Source organism: Burkholderia sp. BCC1047 (assembly GCF_902833155.1).
Taxonomy (GTDB): Bacteria; Pseudomonadota; Gammaproteobacteria; order Burkholderiales; family Burkholderiaceae; genus Burkholderia; species Burkholderia sola.
The window spans coordinates 64781-89213 of the sequence record NZ_CADFEH010000021.1 but is presented as its reverse complement, the minus strand read 5'-3'; the positions used below and the strand labels follow the sequence as shown (position 1 = coordinate 89213).

At 67.8% G+C, this 24433-nt stretch carries 21 protein-coding genes; 15 read left to right on the top strand and 6 right to left on the bottom strand.

From position 1 onward, the window contains the following. Positions 1-38 precede the first annotated feature (38 nt). Together HWX55_RS21550 and HWX55_RS21545 are read left to right on the top strand one after the other, a co-directional pair. A complete protein-coding gene (locus HWX55_RS21550) occupies positions 39-1733 on the top strand; it encodes a VRR-NUC domain-containing protein (RefSeq protein WP_175977211.1) in 1695 nt (564 codons plus the stop codon). Then, positions 1730-4030: an ATP-dependent DNA helicase gene (locus HWX55_RS21545; RefSeq protein ID WP_175977210.1), complete on the top strand. Its 2301-nt coding sequence runs from the start codon at positions 1730-1732 to the stop codon at positions 4028-4030. Before HWX55_RS21550 ends, HWX55_RS21545 begins: the two co-directional genes overlap by 4 nt. Positions 4031-4045: 15 nt before the next feature. Here the strand turns inward: HWX55_RS21545 and HWX55_RS21540 are convergent, their stop codons facing one another. Next, the gene (locus tag HWX55_RS21540) at positions 4046-4819 is read right to left on the bottom strand and encodes an IclR family transcriptional regulator C-terminal domain-containing protein (RefSeq protein ID WP_050011062.1); all 774 of its coding nucleotides are present in this window, start codon (positions 4817-4819) and stop codon (positions 4046-4048) included. Between the two features lie 158 nt (positions 4820-4977). Here HWX55_RS21540 and HWX55_RS21535 point away from each other — a divergent pair, with 158 nt between their 5' ends. After that, entirely contained in the window at positions 4978-5211 is a 234-nt protein-coding gene (locus HWX55_RS21535; RefSeq protein ID WP_027808267.1) for an AbrB/MazE/SpoVT family DNA-binding domain-containing protein, read from the top strand. Further along, positions 5198-5611 (top strand): PIN domain-containing protein, encoded by a 414-nt coding sequence (locus HWX55_RS21530; RefSeq protein ID WP_175977209.1) that lies wholly within the window; start codon positions 5198-5200, stop codon positions 5609-5611. Before HWX55_RS21535 ends, HWX55_RS21530 begins: the two co-directional genes overlap by 14 nt. 71 nt (positions 5612-5682) lie before the next feature. Here the strand turns inward: HWX55_RS21530 and HWX55_RS21525 are convergent, their stop codons facing one another. Beyond that, positions 5683-6984: a UDP-N-acetylglucosamine 1-carboxyvinyltransferase gene (locus tag HWX55_RS21525; protein WP_124554271.1), complete on the bottom strand. Its 1302-nt coding sequence runs from the start codon at positions 6982-6984 to the stop codon at positions 5683-5685. 231 nt (positions 6985-7215) lie between these two features. Continuing rightward, positions 7216-8523, bottom strand: coding sequence for a shikimate transporter (gene shiA / locus HWX55_RS21520; RefSeq protein WP_175977208.1), 1308 nt, complete (start codon positions 8521-8523; stop codon positions 7216-7218). Between the two features lie 359 nt (positions 8524-8882). Between shiA and HWX55_RS21515 the strand changes: the two genes are divergently transcribed. Further along, the gene (locus tag HWX55_RS21515; protein ID WP_175977207.1) at positions 8883-10010 is read left to right on the top strand and encodes a VOC family protein; all 1128 of its coding nucleotides are present in this window, start codon (positions 8883-8885) and stop codon (positions 10008-10010) included. Between the two features lie 45 nt (positions 10011-10055). Here the strand turns inward: HWX55_RS21515 and HWX55_RS21510 are convergent, their stop codons facing one another. From HWX55_RS21510 to HWX55_RS21500, 3 genes are all read right to left on the bottom strand, one after another. After that, a complete protein-coding gene (locus tag HWX55_RS21510) occupies positions 10056-11396 on the bottom strand; it encodes a type II toxin-antitoxin system HipA family toxin (protein ID WP_175977206.1) in 1341 nt (446 codons plus the stop codon). 2 nt (positions 11397-11398) lie between these two features. After that, the gene (locus HWX55_RS21505; RefSeq protein ID WP_175977205.1) at positions 11399-11806 is read right to left on the bottom strand and encodes a helix-turn-helix transcriptional regulator; all 408 of its coding nucleotides are present in this window, start codon (positions 11804-11806) and stop codon (positions 11399-11401) included. A gap of 177 nt (positions 11807-11983) precedes the next feature. Beyond that, positions 11984-12649, bottom strand: a complete 666-nt coding sequence (locus HWX55_RS21500; RefSeq protein ID WP_050011068.1) for a cation diffusion facilitator family transporter — start codon at positions 12647-12649, stop codon at positions 11984-11986. Between the two features lie 412 nt (positions 12650-13061). Between HWX55_RS21500 and HWX55_RS21495 the strand changes: the two genes are divergently transcribed. From HWX55_RS21495 to HWX55_RS21450, 10 genes are all read left to right on the top strand, one after another. Then, entirely contained in the window at positions 13062-13658 is a 597-nt protein-coding gene (locus tag HWX55_RS21495) for a hypothetical protein (RefSeq protein WP_175977204.1), read from the top strand. 6 nt (positions 13659-13664) lie between these two features. Further along, positions 13665-14585 (top strand): alpha/beta hydrolase, encoded by a 921-nt coding sequence (locus HWX55_RS21490; protein WP_175977203.1) that lies wholly within the window; start codon positions 13665-13667, stop codon positions 14583-14585. 354 nt (positions 14586-14939) lie between these two features. Then, positions 14940-15959, top strand: a complete 1020-nt coding sequence (locus HWX55_RS21485; protein ID WP_175977202.1) for a DNA-binding protein — start codon at positions 14940-14942, stop codon at positions 15957-15959. Between the two features lie 169 nt (positions 15960-16128). Further along, entirely contained in the window at positions 16129-16749 is a 621-nt protein-coding gene (locus HWX55_RS21480; protein ID WP_175977201.1) for a TetR/AcrR family transcriptional regulator, read from the top strand. A gap of 234 nt (positions 16750-16983) precedes the next feature. Further along, the gene (locus HWX55_RS21475) at positions 16984-18042 is read left to right on the top strand and encodes an NADP-dependent oxidoreductase (RefSeq protein WP_175977200.1); all 1059 of its coding nucleotides are present in this window, start codon (positions 16984-16986) and stop codon (positions 18040-18042) included. A gap of 92 nt (positions 18043-18134) precedes the next feature. Next, positions 18135-18434, top strand: a complete 300-nt coding sequence (locus HWX55_RS21470; RefSeq protein WP_175977199.1) for a putative quinol monooxygenase — start codon at positions 18135-18137, stop codon at positions 18432-18434. A gap of 149 nt (positions 18435-18583) precedes the next feature. Then, a complete protein-coding gene (locus HWX55_RS21465; protein WP_006479019.1) occupies positions 18584-19039 on the top strand; it encodes a (2Fe-2S)-binding protein in 456 nt (151 codons plus the stop codon). 1 nt (position 19040) lies between these two features. Next, complete coding sequence (locus HWX55_RS21460) at positions 19041-21263, top strand: xanthine dehydrogenase family protein molybdopterin-binding subunit (RefSeq protein ID WP_175977198.1); 2223 nt, start codon at positions 19041-19043, stop codon at positions 21261-21263. Positions 21264-21279: 16 nt separating this feature from the next. Next, entirely contained in the window at positions 21280-22584 is a 1305-nt protein-coding gene (locus HWX55_RS21455) for a cytochrome c (protein WP_175977197.1), read from the top strand. A 154-nt stretch (positions 22585-22738) separates the two neighbouring features. Then, positions 22739-24184, top strand: coding sequence for an NAD-dependent succinate-semialdehyde dehydrogenase (locus HWX55_RS21450; RefSeq protein WP_175977196.1), 1446 nt, complete (start codon positions 22739-22741; stop codon positions 24182-24184). Positions 24185-24433 lie beyond the last annotated feature (249 nt).

Here is a 24433-nt window from a genome sequence, read left to right as displayed (position 1 = left end):
TGATTGCGACCTGTACAAATGTACAGTGATCGATCCCCGTGACGCCTGCCTCGCCGACGCCTCCGGCGTTTTACTACCTGACCAATTTCGAACGCGCGCTGGCCTGGCTCGGCGAGCGTTACGACGACCTGTTCGACGCGCACGAGCACGCGTTCGTCCGGCAGTTCGCGACGCTGCCGCAGGCGTCGCGCGCGCTGCTCGTGCGGATGCTGATGCGCAACGGGTCCGATTTCCGCGCGAGCAAGCTCGTGTACGACGAGATCGGCTGCACGCTCGACGCCGCCGCGCCGCTCGTCGCGCTCGGCTGGGTCGATCCGGCGCCGGCGCTCACGCTCGACGAGCTGTTCGCGCTGTCCACCAAGGCCGATCTGCTGCGCATCTTCCCGGCGCTCGCCGCGCATGCGGGCGAGCGCAAGGCCGACTGGCTCGACCGGCTGCGGCCCGCGCACAACGTCGCGCAACCGCTCGACGCGTGGTGCGCGCAGCCCGGCGATCGGGTGTTACGGGTGACGGTCGGCGCGCTGTGCGACCGGCTGCGGCTGATGTTCTTCGGCAATCTGCATCAGGACTGGAGCGAATTCGTACTCGCCGATCTCGGCGTGTTCCAGTACGAAAGCGTCCCGATCGCGCCGTCGTCGCGCGCGTTCCAGCAGCGCGGCGACGTCGACGCGTATCTCGCGCTGCAGATGTGCCGCGACGCACTCGATGCATGGTCCGACGATCTGCCGTTCGACGACCTGATCCGCGCGCTGGATGCAGTCGACTGCGCGCAACCGTGGCTCGCGACGCGCCGCGCGAAGTTGCTGTTCGCGCTCGGCCAGGCGTGCGAACGCCGTGCCGACTGGTGCGCCGCACTCGACGCGTACGCGCGCAGCGCGTGGCCCGGCAGCCGCCACCGGCGCATCCGCGTGCTCGAACGCTGCGGGCGCGACGACGACGCGCTCGCGCTGGCGCTCGACGCCCGCGGCGGCTTCGAGAGCGACGAGGAACGTCAGCGCGTCGAACGCATGCTGCCGCGCCTGCAGCGCCGTGCCGGCCAGCGCGTCGAACGCGCGGCCGCTGCCGCGGACGTGCCGCGCGAGACGCTCGTGCTTGCGCGTCCCGACGCGTCCGTCAGCGTCGAATTCGCGGTGCGCGACCATCTGGCGCAGCCGGCTTCGCCGGTCCACTACGTCGAAAACACGCTGATCAATTCGCTGTTCGGGCTGCTGTGCTGGGAGCCCGTGTTCGCGGCCGTGCCCGGCGCATTCTTTCACCCGTTCCAGCGCGGCCCGGCCGACCTGCACGCACCCGATTTCGCCGTGCGCCGCGCGGCGGCCTTCGATGCCTGCTTCGCGCAGCTCGATTCGGGCGCGTACCGCGACACGATCCGCCGGCATTTCGCGACGAAGGCCGGGCTGCAGTCGCCGTTCGTGTTCTGGGGCGTGCTGACCGACGCGCTGCTCGACGAAGCGCTCGCCTGCCTGCCGCCCGAGCACCTGCGGCTGTGGTTCACGCGTCTGCTCGCGGATATCCGCAGCAACCGGTCCGGCTTGCCCGATCTCGTCCGCTTCTGGCCCGACGAGCGCCGCTACGAGCTGATCGAGGTGAAGGGCCCCGGCGACCGGCTGCAGGACAACCAGACGCGCTGGCTCGCGTACTGCCTCGCCCACCGGATGCCGGTGCGCGTCGTCGACGTCGAATGGGCCGGCGACGACGTCGCGCACGCCGAGGCGGCGGGGTTGTCCGCATGAGCTACGTGGTCGCGGTGCGGGCGATGTGCGAGTTCACCGCGCGGCGCGGCGATCTCGACCTGCGCTTCACGCCCGCGCCGACCGCGCTCGAAGGCATCGCCGGCCACGGCGCGGTCACGTCGAAGCGCGGCGCGCGCTACGAAACCGAGATCGCGCTGACGGGCACGTGGGGCACGCTCACCGTGCGCGGCCGCGCCGACGGCTACGATCCGGTGGCGAACCGGCTCGAGGAAATCAAGACCTATCGCGGCAGCCTCGACGCGATGCCGGCCAACCATCGCGCGCTGCACTGGGCGCAGGCGAAGGTCTATGCGCACCTGATGTGCGACGCGCGCGACCTCAAGGCAATCGACGTCGCGCTCGTGTATTTCGACATCGTGTCCGAGCGCGAGACGGTGCTGACGGAAACGCTGGATGCCGCCACGCTCGCGACGTTCTTCGCCGAGCAGTGCGCGTGCTTCGTCGGCTGGGCCGAACGCGAGACGGCCCACCGCGCCGCGCGCGATACGGCGCTGCGCGCGCTCGCGTTCCCGCACGGGCAGTTCCGCAGCGGCCAGCGCGAGCTGGCGGTGGCCGTCTATCGCGCGGCGCGCGACGAACACTGCCTGATGGCGCAGGCGCCGACCGGCATCGGCAAGACGCTCGGCACCGTGTTCCCGCTGCTGAAGGCATGCGGCGAGGGCGAGCTCGACCATGTATTTTTCCTGACCGCGAAAACGCCCGGCCGCGCGCTCGCGCTCGAAGCGGCGACGACGCTCGGCGCCGGCACGCCCGCGCTGCCGTTGCGCGTGCTGGAACTCGTCGCGCGCGCCAAGGCGTGCGAGCATCCGGACCTCGCGTGCCACGGCGAATCGTGCCCGCTCGCGAAAGGCTTCTACGACCGGCTGCCGGCCGCGCGCGACGCGGCGATCGAGGCCGGGCTGCTCGATCGCGATACCGTGCGCGCCGCCGCGCTCGCGCACGACGTCTGTCCGTACTACCTGGCGCAGGAGCTCGCGCGCTGGTCGGACATGATGATCGGCGACTACAACTACTACTACGACGGCAGCGCGATGCTGCACACGCTCGCGCAGCAGAACCAGTGGCGCGTCGGCGTGCTCGTCGACGAAGCGCACAACCTGCTCGACCGCGCCCGCAAGATGTACAGCGCGTCGCTCGATCCGTTCGCGTTCGCGGCCGCGCGCGAAGCGGCGCCCGCGGCGCTGCGCAAGGCGTTCGACCGGCTCGCCCGCGCGTGGGGCACGCTCAATCGCGCGCAGGCCGAGCGCTATGCGGCTTATCCCGACGTGCCGGGCCCGATCGTGTCGGCCGTGCAGAACCTCGTCGCGGCGATCGGCGAACACCTGACCGACGCGCCGCGCGCGAACGGCGACGCGCTGCTGCGTTTTCATTTCGAGGCGATCCAGTTCGGCGTGCTGGCCGAGGCGTTCGATAGCGCGTCGATCTTCGACGCGACACTGCAGGGCGAACCGATGCCGCGGCAGCCGGCGCTCGACGGCGTCGCGACGGCCGGCCGTCGGCGCCGCGTCCAGTCGACGCTGTGCGTGCGCAACGTGATCCCGGCCGGTTTCCTCGCGCCGCGCTACGAAGCCGCGCGTGCGACCGTGCTGTTCTCGGGCACGCTGAGCCCGTTCCATTTCTATCGCGACACGCTGGGGTTGCCCGGCGATACGGGCTGGCTCGACGTCGACGGGCCGTTCCGCGCCGAGCAGCTGACGGTGCGCGTCGCGAGCCACGTGTCGACGCGCTGGCGCGACCGCGATCGTTCGCTCGAACCGATCGCCGACCTGATCGCCGCCCAATACGCGGCACGGCCCGGCAACTATCTCGGCTTCCTGAGCAGCTTCGACTACCTCGGGCGCGTGGTCGCGCTGATGCAGACGCGCCATCCGGACGTCCCCGTGTGGGCGCAGGCGCCCGGCATGGCCGAAAACGAGCGCGACGCGTTTCTCGCGCGCTTCGACGCGGGCGGACGCGGCGTCGGCTTCGCGGTGCTGGGCGGGGCGTTCTCGGAAGGCGTCGACCTGGTCGGCGAGCGGCTGATCGGCGCGTTCATCGCGACGCTCGGGCTGCCGCAGGTCAACGACATCAACGAGCAGATGCGGCGCGCGATGGACGCGCGCTTCGGCAACGGTTACGACTACATGTACCTGTATCCGGGGCTGCAGAAGGTCGTGCAGGCGGCCGGGCGCGTGATCCGCACCGAGCAAGACGAGGGCGTCGTGCATCTGATCGACGACCGGTACCGACGGCGCGAAGTGCGCAACCTGCTGCCGCGGTGGTGGCGGATCGGGTGACGGCGGCGTCGGTCGCTACAGCACGTTGAGCATCGCGAGCGCGGCTTCCTGCAGATGCGGCAGCACACGTCGCACGGCCGCGTCGGTTGTCTCCGCGCCGATCGGCATGTTCGTGCTCAGCGCGGCGACGACTTCGCCGTGACGGTTCTTCAGCGGCACCGCGATCCCGCGTACGCCGACCTGCAGTTGCTGTTCGATCGCCGCGTAGCCGGCGTCGCGCGCATGGTCGACCTGTTCGAGCAGCCGCGCCTTGTTGGTGATCGTGTGCGGCGTGAACGGCGGCAGTTCGGTCTCGTCGAGCCACGCGCGCACGGCTTCGCGATCGGGATGATGGGCGAGCAGCACGACGCCGGGCGACGTCAGCGGCGCCGGCACGCGCGCGCCGAGCACGAAACCCGTCGTCATCACGCGCGACACGCCGTTGCGGGCGATGAACACGAGCTCCCAGCCGTCGAGCACGCTGACGTACGCCGATTCGTTCAGCGACGCGCTCAGTTGCTGCAGATAAGGCTGGACCGTGCGCGGCAGCCGCGCCGAATCGAAGTACGACCAGCCGACCCGCAGCACGCGCGGCGTGAGGCCGTACAGCTTGCCGTCGGTGTACACGTAGCCGAGCGATTCCAGTGTCAACAGGTAGCGCCGCGCGGCCGTGCGCGTGAGGCCCGTGCGTGCGGCGGCCTGCGTGGGCGTCATGCGCGCGTGCTGGCTGTCGAAAGCCTCCAGGATCATCAGGCCTTTTTCGAGGCCGGCAATCCAGTCGCGTCGGTCGAGTTCGGGCTTTTTCGTCATCATGGATGGGCTATGGCGCGCGGTATTCGCGCAGGAGTGGGCGATTATCGCGCGAGTGGTGGGGGAACGGGACGCGTAGCGCAAAATTGTCCATTCAGCTGACTTGCGGATTTGCCCTGAAGATATACAATCCATTATGTATATCCATGGAGGCTCATATGCAGGTCGCAAAGTGGGGCAATAGCCTGGCAGTTCGCCTTCCGGCCAGTGTGGTTGACGCACTGGAACTTCGCGAAGGCGACGATATCGAGATCGTGGTGGACAGTCCTCGGGTTTTCGCGGTAAGCCGCAAGCCCAGGCCCGACGAGCTTCTGGAGCGGCTGCGGCGTTTCAGGGGCAAGCTGCCCGCCGATTTCAAGTTCAGCCGGGACGATGCGAATGAGCAGGATTGAGTCCGAGAAATCGTTCGTCGACAGTAACGTTGTGCTTTATCTGCTGTCCGAGGACGAAACCAAGGCAAATCGTGCGGAGGCGCTGTTCCGTCGGCGGCCAATCATCAGCGTCCAGGTATTGAATGAGGTCGCCAGTGTCTGCAACCGCAAACTACGGATGCCGTGGCGTGAGGTAGGGAAGTTTCTGGAGCCGATCAGGAGTTTGTGCGAGGTCGTGCCGCTCACCGTCGAGGCGCACGACCTCGCGCGGCGGCTGGCGGAGTGGCATCGCTTGTCCTTCTACGACGCATGCATCGTGGCAACTGCATCGATCGAGGGATGTGAATACCTGTACACCGAAGACATGCACGACGGCTTGCAAGTGGACGGCGGTCCGTTATTGCGAAATCCGTTTGCCTGAGGACGGCGAACGGGAAAAGCGGAGAAACCGGATGCGACGCGACCGTTACGCGCGCCGCATCCGTCATGACTTTACTCGCTACTCGTCCACTCGACGTTCGCGCCCACCGAACGCAGGTTTTCGACGAAATGCGGATGCGCGCGGCGAATCGGCAGCGCGTTCATGATTTCCGAACGGCCTTCGATGCTCGCGGCCACCATCAGCAGCGCGATCGCGACGCGAATGATGTACGGGCTCTCGACGCGCGCCGGCGTCAGTTGCAGCCCGCCGAACGTGATCAGCCGATGCGGATCGGACAGCAGCACGTGCGCGCCGAACTTCGACAGTTCGCCGGACCAGCCGAGCGCGCCGTCGTAGACCTTGTTCCAGAACATCGCGCTGCCTTCCGCACGCACGCCGAGCGCGATGAAGATCGGCAGCAGGTCGACCGGCAGGTACGGCCACGGCGCGGCCTCGACCTTGGTCAGGATGTTCTGCGTGAACGGCCGGCGCACGCGCAGCGGGCCGTCGCGTTCCGCGCGCGACCAGCCGTCGCGGTGCGTGACGGTGACGCCGAACTTCGCGAACGTGCGGTCGATCAGCGGGAAATGCTCGGGCGACGAATTGCGCACCGTGATGTCGCCGCCGGTGATCGCGCCGAGCGCGAGGAACGTCGCGATTTCATGGAAATCCTCGGCGAAGCGGAACTCGCCGCCGCCGAGCTTGCCGCCGCCCGTCACGCAAAGCCGCGACGTGCCGATGCCCTCGATCGCGACGCCGATCATCGCGAGGAACTGGCTGAACTCCTGCACGTGCGGCTCCGAGGCCGCGTTCATCAGCGTCGACGTGCCGTTCGCGGCCGTCGCGCACAGCGCGAAGTTCTCCGTGGTCGTTACCGACGCGTAATCGAGCCAGTGATCGTTGGCGGTCAGCGGGCCGTCGGTACGGACGATCAGCGAATCAGGCGTGCGTTCGATATGCGCGCCGAAACGTTCGAACACCTCGACGTGCGGATCGATCTCGCGCACGCCGAGCGTGCAGCCTTTCACGTCGTTCTCGAGGCGCGCGACGCCGAAGCGCGCGAGCAGCGGCGGAATCAGCATGATCGACGAACGCATCGCCTCGGGCAGCCGATGGACGGCCGGATCGAACGTCGTGTTGCGATGGTGAAGCTCGAGCAGGCCCGTCGTGAAGTCGACCGACACGTCGCTGCCGAGCGTGCGGAAGATATCGAGAATCTTGCGCACGTCGGTGATGTCCGGCACGCCGACGAGACGCAGCGGCTGATCGGTCAACAGGGTGGCGCACAGAATCGGCAGGACGGCGTTCTTGTTCGCGGACGGCTTGATGTCCCCGCGCAGCGGAGTGCCGCCGTGGACGATGAGATTCGACATGATATGGGGGCGTATCGGTGACTGACGTAGGCCCATATGATGCCATTGGTCGGCACGCGGCGTGGAATGTTCGGAGGGGGAAAAGGGAAATCGGCGCGCGTAACTGACAGTGTTTGACGTCGCGCCCGCGATGTAGCAGGTCGAATTGCAGCAGGTCGAATGTCGGCCGGCATGGCCGCATGACCGGCCGCGTGGCCGACCGTGAATCGGGTCGGCCATCCGGTCAGGCGATCATTGCGCCGCCCGCATCCGCGCGGCGACCACCAGCGAGATCAGGCAACCGGCCGCCAGATAGCCGGCCACGAGGTGCCACGAACCGCCGGCCACGCTGACGAGCCCGACCGCGATGAACGGCGTGAACCCGCCACCGACGACGCTCGCGAACTGATAGCCGACGCCCGCGCCGCTGTAGCGATATTCGGCGCCGAACAGCTCGGTGAACAGCGGCTGCTGGACGCTCACGACCATGTCGTGCGCGGCGTTCGCCAGCAGGATCGAGAAGATCACGATCCACGCGATCGAGCGCGACTCCAGCGCGACGAAGAACGGTACCGCGGACGCAAGGCCGATCAGCGCGCCGATCAGGTAGATGCGGCGCAGGCCGTAGCGATCGGCCAGCCACGCGAAGCAGGGGATCGTCACGCAGCTCACCGCGCCGACCAGCAGGCCGATGTTCAGGAACAGGTCGCGCGACATGCCGAGGTTCGTCGTCGAATAGCTGAGCGCGAACGCGGTGACGATGTACATCGTGAACAGTTCGGCGAGCCGCAGCGCGACGATCAGCAGGAACGCCTTCGGGTGGCGCGTCAGCGCTTCCAGCACCGGCAGGCGCAGCTTGCGGTTGCCGTGCTCGACCTTGTCGACGAACTCCTGCGATTCGTCCATGTTCTTGCGCACCCAGAGCCCGATCAGCACCAGCACGATGCTGAACACGAACGGCAGGCGCCAGCCCCACGACTTGAACGCGGCCTCGCCGAGCGTATGGCTCAGGATCGAGACGATGCCGGTGGCCAGCACGAGCCCGACGCCGTAGCCGACCTGCACGCCGCTGCTGTAGAACGCCTTCTTCTGCTTCGGCGCGCTCTCGACGGCCATCAGCGCCGCACCGCCCCATTCGCCGCCGACCGCGAAACCCTGGATCGCGCGCATCAGCACCAGCAGCACGGGCGCCCACCAGCCGATCGTCGCGAACGTCGGCAGCAGGCCGATCGCGACCGTCGACAGCCCCATCAGCATCACGGTCAGCACGAGCATCCGCTTGCGGCCGAGCCGGTCGCCGTAGTGGCCGAACACGATGCCGCCGAGCGGCCGGAACAGGAAGCCGACGCCGAAGGTGGCGAACGCCGCGAGCGTGCCCATCGTCGGGCTGACTTTCGGGAAAAACTCGGAATTGAATACCAGCGCGGCGACGATTCCATACAGCAGGAAGTCGTACCAGTCGACGACGGCGCCGACGAAGCTGCCGATCGCGGCCTTGCGGGCCTGAGTGCGTGCACGAGCGCCGGCGGCGGCGTCGAGGGTGTCGAAGGTAGGGGTCATGGCGGTGTCTCCTGGCACGGCGCATCGTGGAATCGTGGCGGCGCCGCGTCCGATGCTGCATTGAAGTCGATGGGTGAACGGAGAATAGGGCGCGCGCCGCACGGCGGCAATTGGCCAATCGGATAATGCGCGCGATTATCGTTCAATTCCGTGCGATTATCGAACGATTTTCGGGTTTGCACTAGGCGACGTGTCGATATCCCGTTCGGCCGGGGTGTGCCGTCGTGAACGATCTGGTTAAAATCTGCAGCATCGACAACTCGCCCGTCCGGGGCGGAGGCGCGGCCGCCACATCGGCCGCGCATGCCGCACGCGACAGGCACCATCCCCCCATCGACCGCATGCCCCCGGAGACTGGAATGCCCGGCAATTCCCACCCGTTATCCAGCGATACGCCGCCCGTCGCCGATCCGGCCGCCAATCCGCTCGGGATGGCCGGCCTCGAATTCGTCGAATTCGCGGCGCCCGTGCCGGACGCGCTTGCGCAGCGCTTCGAGCAGTTCGGGTTCAAGGCGATCGCGCGGCACGTCAGCAAGAACGTCACGCTGTACCGGCAGGGGCAGATGCATTTCCTGATCAACGCCGAACCCGAGTCGTTCGCCGCGCGCTATGCGGAGGAATACGGGATGGGCGTGTGCGCGATCGGGTTGCGCGTGGCGAACGCCCGGCGCGCGTTCGAGCGCGCGATCCAGCTCGGTGCGTGGGCGTTCGAAGGCGAAAAGGTCGGCGTCGGCGAACTGAAGATTCCGGCGATCCAGGGCATCGGCGATTCGCACCTGTATTTCGTCGACCGGTGGCGCGGGCGGGACGGCCAGCGCGGCGGCGTCGGCGACATCTCGATCTTCGACATCGATTTCCGGCCGATCGACATCGCGACCGCGCATACCGATCTCGATTGCGCGGGCGTCGGCCTGCAGCAGGTCGACCACTTCACGCAAACCGTCGGCGCGGGCCGCATGCAGGAGTGGCTGGATTTCTACCATGACTTGCTGCATTTCCGCGAGATCCACCAGATCGACGCGCACTGGCATGTGTCGGAGGAATCGCGCGTGATGGTGTCGCCGTGCGGCGCGGTGCGGATTCCGGTCTATGAGGAAGGTACGCAGCGCACCGAGCTGATGCATGCATACCTGCCCGACCATCCGGGCGAGGGCGTGCAGCACGTCGCGCTGGCCACCGACGACATCCTGGCGTGCGTCGATGCGCTGCGTGCGAACGGTGTCGAGTTCATCGAGCCGCCCGCGCGCTATTACGACGACGTCGATGCGCGGCTGCCGGGGCACGGCGTCGATCTCGACGCGCTGCGCCGCCGCGCGGTGCTGGTCGACGGCGAGATCGGCAGCGACGGCGTGCCGAGGCTGTTTTTCCAGACCTTCGTCAAACGCCGCCCCGGCGAGATCTTCTTCGAGATCGTACAGCGCAAGGGGCACCACGGGTTCGGCGAGGGCAACCTCGCGGCACTCGCCCGCGCGCGCGACGCCGGCTGAACGACCTGGCGCCGGCGGCCGTTACGCCGCCGCGCATGCCTTCGATCACGCCGGATCGGCCGCCGCGAGCTTGCGGCTGTGCCGACGCATGCCGTCGAAGATCGCGTCGGCCACGTCCGCCGGAAAATCCGCCGGGATCTGCGCGGCGGCTTCGGCAATCGCGGGCTCCGTCCGTGCGGCGACGGCCGCCATCGCGGCACGCACGTCGTCTTGGGTCAGGCCGACGCGGCGGCCCTGCGCGATCCAGTGGCGCGGCTGGATTTCGCCGATCACGTAGTGCCGGTTCTTCCCGCAGACGGCCATCGCGAGGCGTGCACGGCGCGGCGGAATCTGGTTGCGGCGCGTGCCGATGATCGGATGCGCGGACAGCACGTCGTACAGCGGCGTGCTTCGATACGCACTGCCGGGCAGGTGCGCGATGCTGAAATTCTTCGCGTGGCCGTCGATCGCCGCCAGCACCCAGAACACGAGCTGGGCGACGAAAAAATTCATCCGGTCGCGCGACGCATCGGCCGAATTCGCGAGGATGCCCATGATCGTCTCGATGCCGGGGCCGCCGTCCGATTCGTATTTCGCGCCCGATGGCGTGCCGGTCGCCTGGCACATGTCCTCCTGCGGCAATCGCAGGATCCACGAGCCGTCGCGCGACGGACGCCGGTCGAAGCGCTCGACGATCAGCGCCTTCTGGTCGTCGAACCGGCCGATCTCGCACGGCGCGACCGGCAGGCCGTACGCGGCGACGAGTTTCGAGCACAGCCATTCGTTTTCGACGGACGTGCGCATGTCGGCCTGCATGTTGCCGACGCGCCCGAGCGGCAGCTTGAAGATGTGCGTCGTCGGCGTGCTGCCCGACGGCCGCAGCCAGCGATTGCGCCGACGCAGCAGCGCGGTCTTTTCCTGCGCGCCGGCAATCGACAGGCGCAGGTCGGCGTCCGGCTCCGCGCGGCCGGGCAGCGGCGCGGCAGTCGCGTGGCGCAGCACGTCGGCGACGGCTGCGTCGTCGAGCGTCGCGCCTTCGATGGCCTCGAGATCGACCGGCGTCTCGCCCGGCGGCAGCATCTGGATCGCGCCGACGCAGTCGCGGCCGATCGACGCGAGCAATTCGAACGGCGCCGTCGATCCGAGCCGGTAACGCTGCGCGATGCGGCGGCGGATCGGCTCGCTGTCCGGCAGCAGGTTGTCGAAGTAGTCGGCCACGATCGCGCCTTGGTGCGGCTGGTTGCCGGGCGTGAAGGGCAGCGACAACGACAGGGGCCGGCCCTGAGGATCGTCGAGCCAGTCCGGCAGGTAGACGAGACGTTCGACGCCGCGGCGGATTTCCCAGTACCCGACGGGAATGCCGTTCATCCACAGGTCGAGCCGGTCGTGGCGGGCACGTGCGGCCATCGTCACCAGTCCTCCCGCTTCGACACGCGTGGCCTGGCGCGAGTCGTCGCTGCCGGGCGCTTCCGCGCGGCGTCGGCCGCGGCTCCGGTCGAGGCCTTGGCGGCCGTGGCGCCGCGCTTGCTCGCGACCGGCTTGCGGCGCGCCGGCGGCTCGACGCCGGAAGCCGAATCGGCCGCTTCCGCCGGCGCATCCCGTTCGTCCGGGCTGAGCATCATCCGAACGCCGAGCGCGTTCAGCACCTTGAAAAGCCGTTCGATGCTGACCGCCGACGGGTTGGCTTCGAGCTGGGCATAGGATTGCTGGGTGATGCCGAGGCGGGCGGCCAGTTGCGCCTGCGTGAGCCCCGCGGATTTCCGGAAGCCGACGAGTATCGGGCGCAACTGGGTCAGGGTCTGGACAGGAAAGGCCATCGGGGCGCTCCGCGAGATGACAGGCGATCGTTTGTAATCGGAAAATACAGTCTATGGCATGTATTGTACAAATACAAATCATAGCCTGTATCAACGAAAAACAAACGATAGCCTGTTACGCGGAGCCGATCGTACAGGCATTGGCGCGAATCGGGCGTTGGGCGACACCCGCGGCGTTCACGACCCGCGCGTCGAGCGATTCGCCCAATCCGCCCATGCCGGCCACTGCGCCCAGCCGCGACGGACGAACCCGGCGCCCGTGCGGATCACGAGCGCGCCGATCGCGAGCGCCGCGAGGTCGTCGAGACGGCCGAAGCCGACCAGCGCCGCGCTCATCGCGAGCGCCGCGAGCAACGACGACAGCGCATCGGTCCGCACGTGCCAGCCGCTCGCCTCGAGCAGCGCGGAGCCGGTCTCGCGCGCCTTGCGCAGCATCCAGTACGACAGCACGGCCTTGCCGGCGAGCGTGACGACAACCAGCGCAAGCGCGGTCGCGCCCGGCTGCACGACGGGCGGCGTATCGAACCGCGTCAGCGCATGCCAGATCATCTGCGCACCGGTTACGGCCAGCAATGCGCCGAGGCCCGCGAGCGCGAGCGGCTCGTAGGTCGGGCGGCGCTCTGGCGGCAGGCGCGCGTCGAACCGGCAGGCGACGAGGAGCAGCGCATCGGCCGCGAGATCGATCGCCGCGTGCGCGACGTCCGCGAGCAGCCCCGACGAATGCGCGGACCATGCCGCCGCCGCCTCGACGGCGAGCAACAGCAGGTTGATCGCGAGGCTGACGGCGAGGGCGCGGGACGTGGCTGTGTAAACATGGGACGTGGCGCGCGATGGGCGCTGCATGGCGGATCGCTTGTCGGAATCGGGGACGATTTTGAACGCTACCGGTCTACGGTGGCACGCGAATGACAGACGAAACGCAGGCGCCGGGCGAGGATTCGGCGCACGGCGGGCGATCCGCTGACCGATAACCCGTAGCGCTCAACGCTTTCGATCGTGCTGAAAAAATTACAGCGCGCGTTCATGTGGTCGCGAATTCGGCGGCATCGCGCGAGACTGCGGCGCCATCGACGCAGGCCGCTCGATGGAACGCGAAAGCGTGCTGAGCGATGCTGCCGCCTGGCGAGCGGGACCGTGCGTTGCTCGCGCGACAGCCCGGCGTGTGCGTCCAAACGGCATATCGAAGGCCTTTCTCGGCCGCCCTCGAGCACCGCCGGGCAACGGGCATGCATTGCCCACTCGCTTGAGCAACCCGATGCACGACAGCCAACGCCTTTCCCCGCCCGACACGATGCGTGAGTCAAGCACGATCGTGGTCAGTCGCGTCGTTCATCCGGGGCGGGAAAGGCAATTCGATCGCTGGGCACGCGAGATCGACGCGGCGGCGCGGCGTTACCCGGGGCATCTCGGAAACGTTCGCCTGAGCGATTCCAGCGGCATCAACTACCTGATTTATCGTTTCGATTCGCCGGCGCACCTGCATGCGTGGACGTCCTCCGCGGAACGGCAAAAACTGGTCGCGAAGGGCGACGAAATATCGGACGAGCATCGCGATGCCGCCGTCGGCATGGATGCGTGGTTCGCGATCGCCGGCAAGCCCGCTACACCGAAGTGGAAGACGTTTCTCGTGACGTGGCTGGCCGTCTACCCGGTCCTGCTGTCGATCACCTTTCTCCTGAATGCGCTCCTGCCAGCGTTGGAGCGTCCTGTCCAACTCGCGCTCAGCTCCGCGCTGCTGACCTCATCGCTGACCTGGATCATCATGCCGTTCCTGACGAGGCAGCTTCGGCCGTGGCTGCTCCGGGGCGTGAAGCAGGTCGACAGGCTGAGCGAGCGGCAAAGCAACGGATGACGACCCATGCAGAATGATCACGCGATGTCAGGCATGCCCGCGCCCGGCCTGCCGGCCGGTTTCGATCGACGATTCAGCCGACGCTACGCGCTCGTCAACGACGTTCGCCTCCACTATGTGACCGGCGGCCCCGACGACGGCGAGATGGTGATCCTGCTGCATGGCTGGCCGCAAACCTGGTACACGTGGCGTCACGTAATGCCGGTGCTGGCGGAAGAGGGGTATCGGGTCGTCGCGGTCGATTACCGCGGTGCGGGCGAATCCGACAAGCCGCTCGGCGGCTACGACAAAGCGTCGATGGCGGGCGACATCCGCGCACTCGTTCGCCACCTCGGCGCGACGCACATCAACCTCGTCGGCCGCGATATCGGCGTGATGGTCGCCTACGCGTACGCCGCGCAATGGCCCGCCGAGATCCTGAAGCTGGCGATGCTCGACGTTCCGGTGCCGGGGACGCGCATCTGGGACGAAGCGAAGGCGCGTTCCGATCCGCAGATCTGGCATTTCGGATTGCATCAGCAGCGCGATATCGCCGAGATGCTGATCGCGGGCAGGGAGCACGCCTACATTCTCGATTTCTACAAGAAGCGGACCCATGTCGCGCTGTCGAACGACGATATCGCCGTCTATGCGGATGCTTATGCCGCGCCGGGCGCGCTACGCGCAGGGTTCGAACTCTATCGCGCGTTCCCGCAGGACGAGATGCAGTTCAAGGCGTTCATGAAGCACAAGCTCCCGATGCCGGTGCTCGCGCTTGCCGGCGACAAGAGCAACGGCGCCAAGGAGTTCGACATGGCGAGCGAGCTGGCGCTGGACGTTCGCGGAGCCGTTGCGCCGGACACGGGGCATTGGCTGCCGGACGAAAATCCGGCCTTCCTGACGCGGCAGTTGATCGATTTCTTCAGGGAAGCGGTCCCAGCGCGCTGACGGCCGCTGCCGTAACGCGTCGCGCCCTGATCGCACGCATGCCTATGTTGCCGCGCGGGGCGTGCGGCGTGTGACGCCATCGCACTGGGTCGCCAGCCGCGCAAATGGCGGCTGCCTCGATCCGGCAAAGCCCCCGAAACACTCAGTGAATCTGCGGCCCATGGCCCGATAGGGGATTCCAGCGTTTTGTTGCCGCACCGTGCCACGCCGCCGTAACAAGCCCGGGCCGGACTTGCACGTCTCCGCCTACAAATTCTCAACATTATAGAAATAATGTCAAATCTACACTTCGGCACAATTGGATATTTAACGGTTTACGTTATATTATTTACGAAATTTCCTTCGAAGCCCGTCATGTCCGACCTCGCAGCCGACGAAACCCGCCTGACCGCCGAAATCGAGCGCCTCAAGGCCGACTTCCCGAAAACCCGCGAGCTGTACCGCGAAGCCTGCGCACTACTATTTTTCCGTTTCGGCATCACGCCGACGGCCAACCGCCTGTATCAGCTCGTTCGCAAGGGCAGCATGAGCACGCCGACAGCGGTTCTCGGCGAGTTCTGGGCCGAGCTGCGGGAAAAGAGCCGTGTACGCATCGAGCATCCGGACCTGCCCGCCGATCTGCAGGCGGCGGCTGGCGAACTGGTTGCGGCGCTATGGAACCGGTCGAGCACCGACGCGGCCGCCGCACTCGACGCGCTGCGCGCGGAAGTCGAGGCCGAGCGGGCAGCGGCGCAAGCAGAAGTGGCGACGCTGCAAGCCGAACTGGCCCGCACCGAAACCGCGCTGGAGCAACGCACGGCCGCGCTGCTGGCTGCGCAGGTCCGCATTCAGGAACTGGAGCAGGCAAGAGCGGCGGACGATGCATCGCGGCGAGCGATGCAAGCGGATATCGAACGCCTGAAAGCCGACAACGCGGAGGGCTACCGTGCGCTCGCGCAGGCCCGTGCGGACTTCACCACCCAGCTCGAGCGGCTGCGCGACGACGCCGGTCGCGCGGAAGAGCGGCTGCGCGCATCGGAAAAGCGGGCGCTTCAGGAAATCGATCGCGAGCGGCTCGCGGCCGCGCGCTTGCAAAAGGAACTCGACGCGGCGACATCGCGCGCGGAACAGCGCGACGCGCAGCAGCGGAAGGAAGCGGCCGCGCTACAGGCGCAACTCGGTGACGCGCTGCATCGCTGCGGCGTGCTTCAGGGGCAGCTCGACGGTGCACTGGCGGCCGACGCGGCGCGCAGCGCCGAACTCGATGCGCTGAGGCGCGAGATGGCGGCGCGGGTGCGCCGGCCGCCGTTGCGCGGCGTCAAGACCATCCCGGCCGCCGAGCGGAGCGAGCGGCGGGCGCGCACGAGAAAGCGTGCCGACGAAGCGCCGCGCTGACGGCGAAACCGAGTCGTCGACATGACGCGCCACGCGCAGACGGCACGCGCGGGCGAGCAGCGCGCCGGCCGGGCATTGGGCGCACGACCGGGATCGGGTAAAGTGCCGCTCAATATGCCGGCTCGACGTTACTAGACGACCGGTCTAATCGTTGCTACCATACGCCATCATGAATGCATCTTCAGGCGCCGAAGTCCGCCAGCACATCCTGAACATCGCGAAGCCGATCATGCTCCACAAGGGGTTCTCGGCGGTCGGTCTGAACGAGATTCTCGCTGCGGCGGGCATCCCGAAGGGCTCGTTCTACCATTACTTCGGCTCCAAAGAAGCATTCGGCGAAGCGCTGCTCGACTCGTATTTCGAAGGCTATCTCACGCATCTCGACAAGCTGCTCAAGCAGCAGGCCGGCACGGGCGCCGAGCGCCTGATGACGTACTGGGGTAACTGGCTGCACACGCAATGCGCGGACGATCCGGAAGGCAAGTGCCTCGCGGTGAAGCTCGGCGCGGAAGTGTCGGATCTGTCGGAAGCGATGCGCGCGGTGCTGCGGCGCGGCACCAGCCAGATCATCGAGCGGCTCGCGGGCGGCATCGAGGCCGGGCTCGCCGACGGTTCGCTGAGCGGCGTCGACGATCCGTCGCACACGGCCGCGATCCTGTACGAGCTGTGGCTGGGCGCGACGCTGCTGGAAAAGATTCACCGCAACCGCCAGCCGCTCGAAAGGGCGATGGCCGAAACGCGGCGCATGCTGAACCTGCCGCCGGCCGCGTCCGACGGCGCGCAGTCGTAGTCGGGGCGCGCATCGGCGCGCCTTGTTTTTGCCTTGATCCTAGACGACTGGTCTACTCAATCACTCATGACGAACGCTTCACGCCGCGTTACGCTGTCCCGATCGTTCCCACCGCCCGCCTGCGACCGCACCGGCCTGCTTGCCGATGCCGCCGCAGACGCGCACTTCCCGCTGGTCCATCCCTGATCCGATCGTGCCCACGAAGCACGTTCATTCCTGTTGACGGAGGCACACATGCCGCAAAGCAAGATCGCAAACCGCCAGATCGTCCTGAATTCGCGCCCGGTCGGCGCACCGACGCCGGACAACTTCCGCGCCGAAACCGGTGACGTGCCGGTTCCCGGCCCCGGTCAGGTGCTGCTGCGCACCGTCTGGTTGTCGCTCGACCCGTACATGCGCGGCCGGATGAGCGACGCGCCGTCCTATGCGCCGCCCGCCGAACTGGGCCAGCCGATGGTCGGCGGCACGGTCAGCCGCGTGGTGTCGTCGAACCTGCCCGCGTTTCGCGAAGGCGATCTCGTCGTCGCCGGCGCCGGCTGGCAGGACTATGCGCTGTCCGACGGACGCGACCTGATCCCGCTCGGCCGCGATTTCGCGCACCCGTCGTACGCGCTCGGCGTGCTCGGCATGCCGGGCTTCACCGCGTACACGGGGCTGCTGAAAATCGGCGAACCGAAGGCCGGCGAAACCGTGGTCGTCGCGGCCGCGAGCGGCGCGGTCGGCGCGGTGGTCGGCCAGATCGCGAAGCTGAAGGGTTGCCGCGTGGTCGGTATCGCCGGCGGTGCCGACAAGTGCGCATACGTGACCGGTACCCTCGGCTTCGACGCGTGCGTCGACCATCGCGATCCGGCGTTCGCCGCGAAGCTGAAGGACGCGTGTCCGAACGGCATCGACGTGTATTTCGAGAACGTCGGCGGCGCGGTGTTCGACGCAGTGTGGCCGCTGCTGAACGACCATGCGCGCGTGCCCGTCTGCGGGATCATTGCGCACTACAACGACGCGGCCTACGACGACAACGCCGTGTCGACCGGCCGCGACCGCGTGCCGGCGCTGATGGGCGCGATCCTGCGCAAGCGCATCCGCGTGCAGGGTTTCATCATCCTCGATCACTATGCAACCGGCTATGCGCCGTTCCTGAAGGACATGAGCGAGTGGCTCGCGCAGGGCAAGGTCAAGACGCTCGAGGACGTCGTGCCCGATCTCGCCGACGCGCCGCAAGCGCTGATCGGCTTGCTGGCCGGCAAGAATTTCGGCAAGGTCGTCGTGCGCGTCGGCCCGGACGAACTGGCCTGATCGCGCCGCTCGGCGACAGACAACCGCTGCACGCTGGCGTCGCGAGACGCCGGCTTGTGGCATGCTCGTTTCCGTTTTCAAAGGAGTAGAAAATGGCGCTTCACGTGATTGCTTCGCTGTTCCTGAAACCCGAACACGCGCAGGCCGCCGAGGCCGAACTGCGCAGCATGGTCGCGAAGACGCGCACCGAGCCGGGTAACCGGCGCTACGACCTGTTCCGCGCGCAGGACGGCGCGCCAACCCTGCATCTGTACGAAATCTTCGACGACCAGGCGGCGTTCGACGCGCATCTCGCCAGCCCGTATTTCGGCGAATTCCGCACGAAGTCGGCCGACTGGTTCACCGCACCGCCGGTCATCAAGGTGCTGTCGGCCATCGACGTGGCCGAGTAACACGCAAGCCCGCAACACCACCGCCGCGGCTCGCCCGCACCCGGGCCGCGCGGCACCCGTTGCGCACGACGCAACGGTGATGACGACGATCCCATGACGCAGCGCGCATCGTTCGCGCCGCTCCCCAATACAACGGCCCCGGAGGCTGAATGATCACCCTCAACATCAACGGCGAAACCCGCTCGGTCGACGCCCCCGACGACATGCCCTTGCTCTGGGTGCTGCGCGACGTCGTCGGCCTGACCGGCACCAAGTTCGGCTGCGGGATCGCGCAATGCGGCGCGTGCACCGTGCATCTCGACGGCGTGGCCGCGCGTTCGTGCGTGCTGCCGGTCGCCGCCGTCGCGGGCCGCAAGATCACGACGATCGAAGCCGTCGGCGCGACGCCGGCCGGCCACAAGGTCCAGCAGGCCTGGCGCGAGCTCGACGTCGTCCAGTGCGGCTACTGCCAGTCGGGACAGGTGATGGCCGCCACCGCGCTGATCGCGTCGAACCCGAACCCGAGCGATGCCGACATCGACGCGGCCATGGCCGGCAACATCTGCCGCTGCGGCACGTACCACCGCATTCGCGCGGCCGTCAAACAAGCCGCGAAGGAGGCCTGACATGTCGCGAGGACTCCTCGAAGCAGGCAGGGTCGGCGCCGGTGTGTCGCGCCGCGGGTTTCTGAAACTCGGCATGTCGCTCGGCGCGGCGGCCGGCGGCGGCTTGCTGCTCGGCTTCAGCCTGCCGGCGGCGGGCGACGATGCGCGCCGCTCGGTGATCGGCGGCGACGCAGCCGAGCCCGCCCCGTCGGGCGTGTTCGCCCCGAACGCATTCGTGCAGATCGACCGCGCCGGCAAGATCACGCTGGTGATGCCGAAGGTCGAGATGGGGCAGGGCGTCTATACGGCGCTCCCGATGCTGATCGCGGAAGAGCTCGAGGTGCCGCTGTCGAGCGTCACGCTCGATCATGCGCCGCCGAACGAGAAGCTGTTCCTCGATCCGCTGCTCGGCGGCCAGCTCACCGGCGGTTCGACGTCGGTGCGCTACGCGTGGGAGCCGCTGCGCCGCGCGGGCGCCACCGCGCGCACGCTGCTGGTTTCGGCTGCCGCGAAGCAATGGAACGTCGATCCGGCGAGCTGCCGCGCGGCGAACGGCGAAGTGCAGCATCCGCCGAGCGGCCGGCGCGCATCGTACGGCCAGTTGGCCGACGCCGCGGCGAAACTGCCGGTGCCGAAGGACGTCGCGCTGAAGCAGCCGGCGGATTTCAAGCTGATCGGCACGCCCGCGAAGCGCCTCGATTCGCCGGAGAAGGTCGACGGCACCGCACAGTTCGGACTCGACGTGCGCCTGCCCGGCATGCTGTACGCGGTAATCGTGAACAGCCCGGTGTTCGGCGGCACGGTCGCGAGCGTCGACGACACGGCCGCGAAGAAGATCCCCGGCGTGCGCCAGGTCGTGCGCGTCGACAACGCGGTCGCGGTGGTCGGCGACCACACGTGGGCCGCGAAGCGCGGCGCATCGGCGCTCGTCGTGAAGTGGAACGAAGGCGCGGGCGCGAAGGTGTCGACGAAGGACCTGTTCGCGGATCTCGCGCAGGCGGCGGCGAACGGCAAGGGCGCGGTCGCGCGCAAGGAAGGCGACGTCGGCAACGCGTTCGCGAACGCGAAGACGCGCGTCGACGCCGTCTACGAACAGCCGTTGCTCGCGCACGCGACGATGGAGCCCGTGAACTGCACGGTGCACGTGCGCGGCGACGGCTGCGAGATCTGGGTCGGCACGCAGGTGCCAACCCGCGCACGGGACACGGCACAGCAGTTGACCGGCCTGTCGCCGGACAAGATCGTCGTGCACAACCATCTGCTCGGCGGCGGGTTCGGCCGGCGGCTCGAGACCGACATGATCGGGCAGGCCGTGAAGGTCGCCAAACAGGTCAATGCCCCGGTGAAGGTGATCTGGACCCGCGAGGAGGACGTCCAGCACGACATGTACCGGCCGTGCTACTACGACACGATCTCGGCCGGCCTCGACGCGAACGGCAAGCCGGTCGCGTGGCGGCACCGGATCGTCGGCTCGTCGATTCTCGCGCGCTTCGCGCCGCCCGCGGTCAAGGACGGCGTCGATCCCGACGCGGTCGAGGTCGCGGCCGAGCTGCCGTACGACCTGCCGAACCAGCTCGTCGACTACGTGCGCCAGGAGCCGCGCCACGTGCCAACCGCGTTCTGGCGCGGCGTCGGGCCGACGCGCAGCACGTTCGTCGTCGAAAGCTTCATCGACGAACTGGCCGTGCAGACCAAGACCGACCCGGTGCAATACCGTCGCGCGCTGCTCGACAAGACGCCGCGCGCCCGCAACGTGCTCGACGTCGCGACGAAGGCGGCCGGTTGGGGCGGCCCATCGCTGCCGAAGGGGCAGGGGCGCGGCGTATCGGTGATGCATGCGTTCGGCAGTTTCTTCTCGATCGTCATCGACGTCGCGGTGGACGGCGGCGAAGTGCAGGTCAAGCGCGTCGTGTGCGCGGTCGATTGCGGGATGGTCGTGAATCCGAACACGATCGAGGCGCAAGTGCAGGGCGGCATCATCTTCGGGATCACGGGCGCGCTGTACGGCGAGATCACGATCGAGGACGGCCGCGTCGTGCAGACCAACTTCACCGACTACCGGATGATGCGAATCAACGAGGTGCCCCCGATCGAAGTCCATCTGGTGAAGAGCGGCGAGGCGCCGGGCGGGATCGGTGAGCCGGGCACGGCCGCGACCGCGGCGGCGCTGGCGAACGCGATCTTCGCGGCGACCGGCACGCGGCTGCGCAAGCTGCCGGTCGGCAACCAGCTGAAAACGGCCTGAGGAGGAGGGGACGACCATGCGACATCTCACCCTGAACCCGAATGCGCTCCGCGCGTCGCTGCTCGCGCTGTCCGCACTGCTGGCCGGCACGGCCGCGCAGGCCGCGCAAACGGCGGCCGCCGACAGCGCACTCGTCGCGCGCGGCGCGTATCTCGCGAAAGCCGGCGACTGCGTCGCGTGCCACACCGCGCCGCGCGGCACGCCGTTCGCGGGCGGCCTGAAGATGGTCACGCCGATGGGCGCGATCTACACGACCAACATCACGCCCGACCCGGAGACCGGCATCGGCGGCTATACCGAAGCCGAGTTCGCCGGCGCGTTGCGCAAGGGCGTCGCGAAGGACGGTCACAATCTGTATCCGGCGATGCCGTATCCGTCGTACGCGAAGCTGAGGGACGACGACGTGAAGGCGCTGTATGCGTACTTCATGCACGGCGTCGAACCGGTGAAACAGGCGAACCGGCCGTCCGACATCCCGTGGCCGCTCAACATGCGCTGGCCGCTCGCGTTGTGGAACAAGGTGTTCCTCGACACGACGCCATACGCGGACAAGCCGGCGAAGGACGCAATGTGGAACCGCGGCGCGTATCTCGTGCAGGGGCTCGGGCACTGCGGGTCGTGCCACACGCCACGCGGTGTCGGCTTCCAGGAGAAGGCGCTCGACGAAAGCGGCGCGGCGTTCCTGTCGGGCGCGTCGATCGACAACTGGTTCGCGTCGAACCTGACCGGCGAGCACAACACCGGGCTCGGCCGCTGGAACGAGGCCGACGTCGCGCAGTTCCTGAAGACCGGCGCGAACCAGCACGCGACCGCGTTCGGCTCGATGGTGAGCGTGATCAACCACAGCACGCAGGAACTGACCGACGACGATCTGGCATCGATCTCGCGCTACCTGAAATCGCTGCCGGCGGCAGGCGGCACGGGCGCGCCGCCGTACCGCTATGATCCGAAGGCGACGCAGGCCGCGCTGGGCCGACCGGCAACGGATCCGGGCGCGAAGGTGTATAACGCTTACTGCCTGCATTGCCACGGTGTGGACGGGCGCGGCTATGCGCCGTTGCTCGCGCCGCTCGCCGGCAATCCGAACGTGCTCGAGACCGATGCATCGTCGCTGATCAACGTGACGCTGAACGGCAGCGACACGCTCGTGATCGGCGGCGTGCCGTCCGCGTATCCGATGCCGGCGTTCGCGAACCAGTTGAACGACCGGCAGATCGCCGACGTGCTGACGTTCATGCGCGCCGGCTGGAACAACGGCGCGCCGGCCGTGCAGGCGGCGGACGTCGCGAAACTCCGCAAGGCGACGGCGGCCGCGCACTGAGCGCGGCGCGCCGCGCGACGATGGCGGGCCGCCGTGCCTGCCGTCGACGCCGCCGGGTGCGTGCCTGCCCCGGCGGCGTGGTTTTCTTCTGTCAACCGGCGTGCGGCCGTTCGCGGCCGCGCGCGTTTTATCGACGCAATGTAGGGGTGTCTGGATGGCTAACGTGACTTATACGGATACGCAACTGCTGATCGACGGCAAGTGGGTCGACGCCGCGAGCGGCAAGACGATCGACGTCGTGAACCCGGCGACCGGCAAGGCGATCGGCAAGGTGGCCCATGCGGGCATCGCCGATCTCGACCGTGCGCTCGCCGCCGCGCAGCGCGGCTTCGAAGCATGGCGCAAGGTGCCCGCGCACGAGCGCGCGGCAACGATGCGCAAGGCGGCCGCGCTCGTGCGTGAGCGCGCCGACGCGATCGCGCAGCTGATGACGCAGGAGCAGGGCAAGCCGCTCACCGAAGCGCGCGTCGAAGTGCTGTCGGCGGCCGACATCATCGAATGGTTCGCGGACGAAGGGCGCCGCGTGTACGGCCGGATCGTGCCGCCGCGCAACCTCGGCGCGCAGCAGACGGTCGTGAAGGAGCCGGTCGGCCCGGTCGCGGCGTTCACGCCGTGGAATTTCCCGGTCAACCAGGTCGTGCGCAAGCTGAGTGCGGCGCTCGCCACCGGCTGTTCGTTCCTCGTGAAGGCGCCGGAAGAAACCCCGGCGTCGCCGGCCGCGCTGCTGCGCGCGTTCGTCGACGCAGGCGTGCCGGCGGGCGTGATCGGTCTCGTGTACGGCGATCCCGCTGAAATCTCGTCGTACCTGATTCCGCACCCGGTGATCCGCAAGGTCACGTTCACGGGTTCGACGCCAGTCGGCAAGCAACTGGCCGCGCTCGCGGGCCAGCACATGAAGCGCGCGACGATGGAGCTGGGCGGCCACGCGCCGGTGATCGTCGCCGAGGATGCGGACGTCGCGCTCGCGGTGAAGGCCGCCGGCGGTGCGAAGTTCCGCAACGCGGGACAGGTCTGCATTTCGCCGACGCGCTTCCTCGTGCACAACAGCATCCGCGACGAATTCACGCGCGCGCTGGTCAAGCATGCGGAAGGGCTGAAGATCGGCAACGGTCTCGACGAAGGCACGACGCTCGGCGCGCTCGCGAACCCGCGACGCCTGACCGCGATGGCGTCGGTCGTCGACAACGCGCGCAAGGTCGGCGCGAGCATCGAGACCGGCGGCGAGCGGATCGGCGCGGAAGGCAACTTCTTCGCACCGACCGTGATCGCGAACGTGCCGCTCGAAGCGGACGTGTTCAACAACGAGCCGTTCGGCCCGGTTGCGGCGATTCGTGGGTTCGACAAGCTCGAGGATGCGATCGCCGAGGCGAACCGCCTGCCGTTCGGTCTGGCCGGCTACGCGTTCACGCGTTCGTTCGCGAACGTGCACCTGCTGACGCAGCGCCTCGAAGTCGGGATGCTGTGGATCAACCAGCCGGCGACGCCGTGGCCGGAAATGCCGTTCGGCGGCGTGAAGGATTCGGGCTACGGGTCGGAAGGCGGGCCGGAAGCGCTGGAGCCGTATCTCGTCACGAAGTCGGTGACGGTGATGGCGGTTTGATGGCTGGTTGAGGGTGGGCGCGCTGCTGTTGGGGGCGCGCCCGATTGGCGGATTTTTCAGCGTATGGACGCATTCGAGATTGCCGAACCCGCGCCATAGAGGGTGATCATGGCTATTTGAAATTTGACATAAGGTGAATTATCGATGATTTATGTGTGGCAGCCATATCCTAATGTCGTGTTCTGGCTATTTACAGATGTCGTGTTTTTGACTGCTGGCATGCTGGACGGCTCGTTGAGCAAGCGCGGG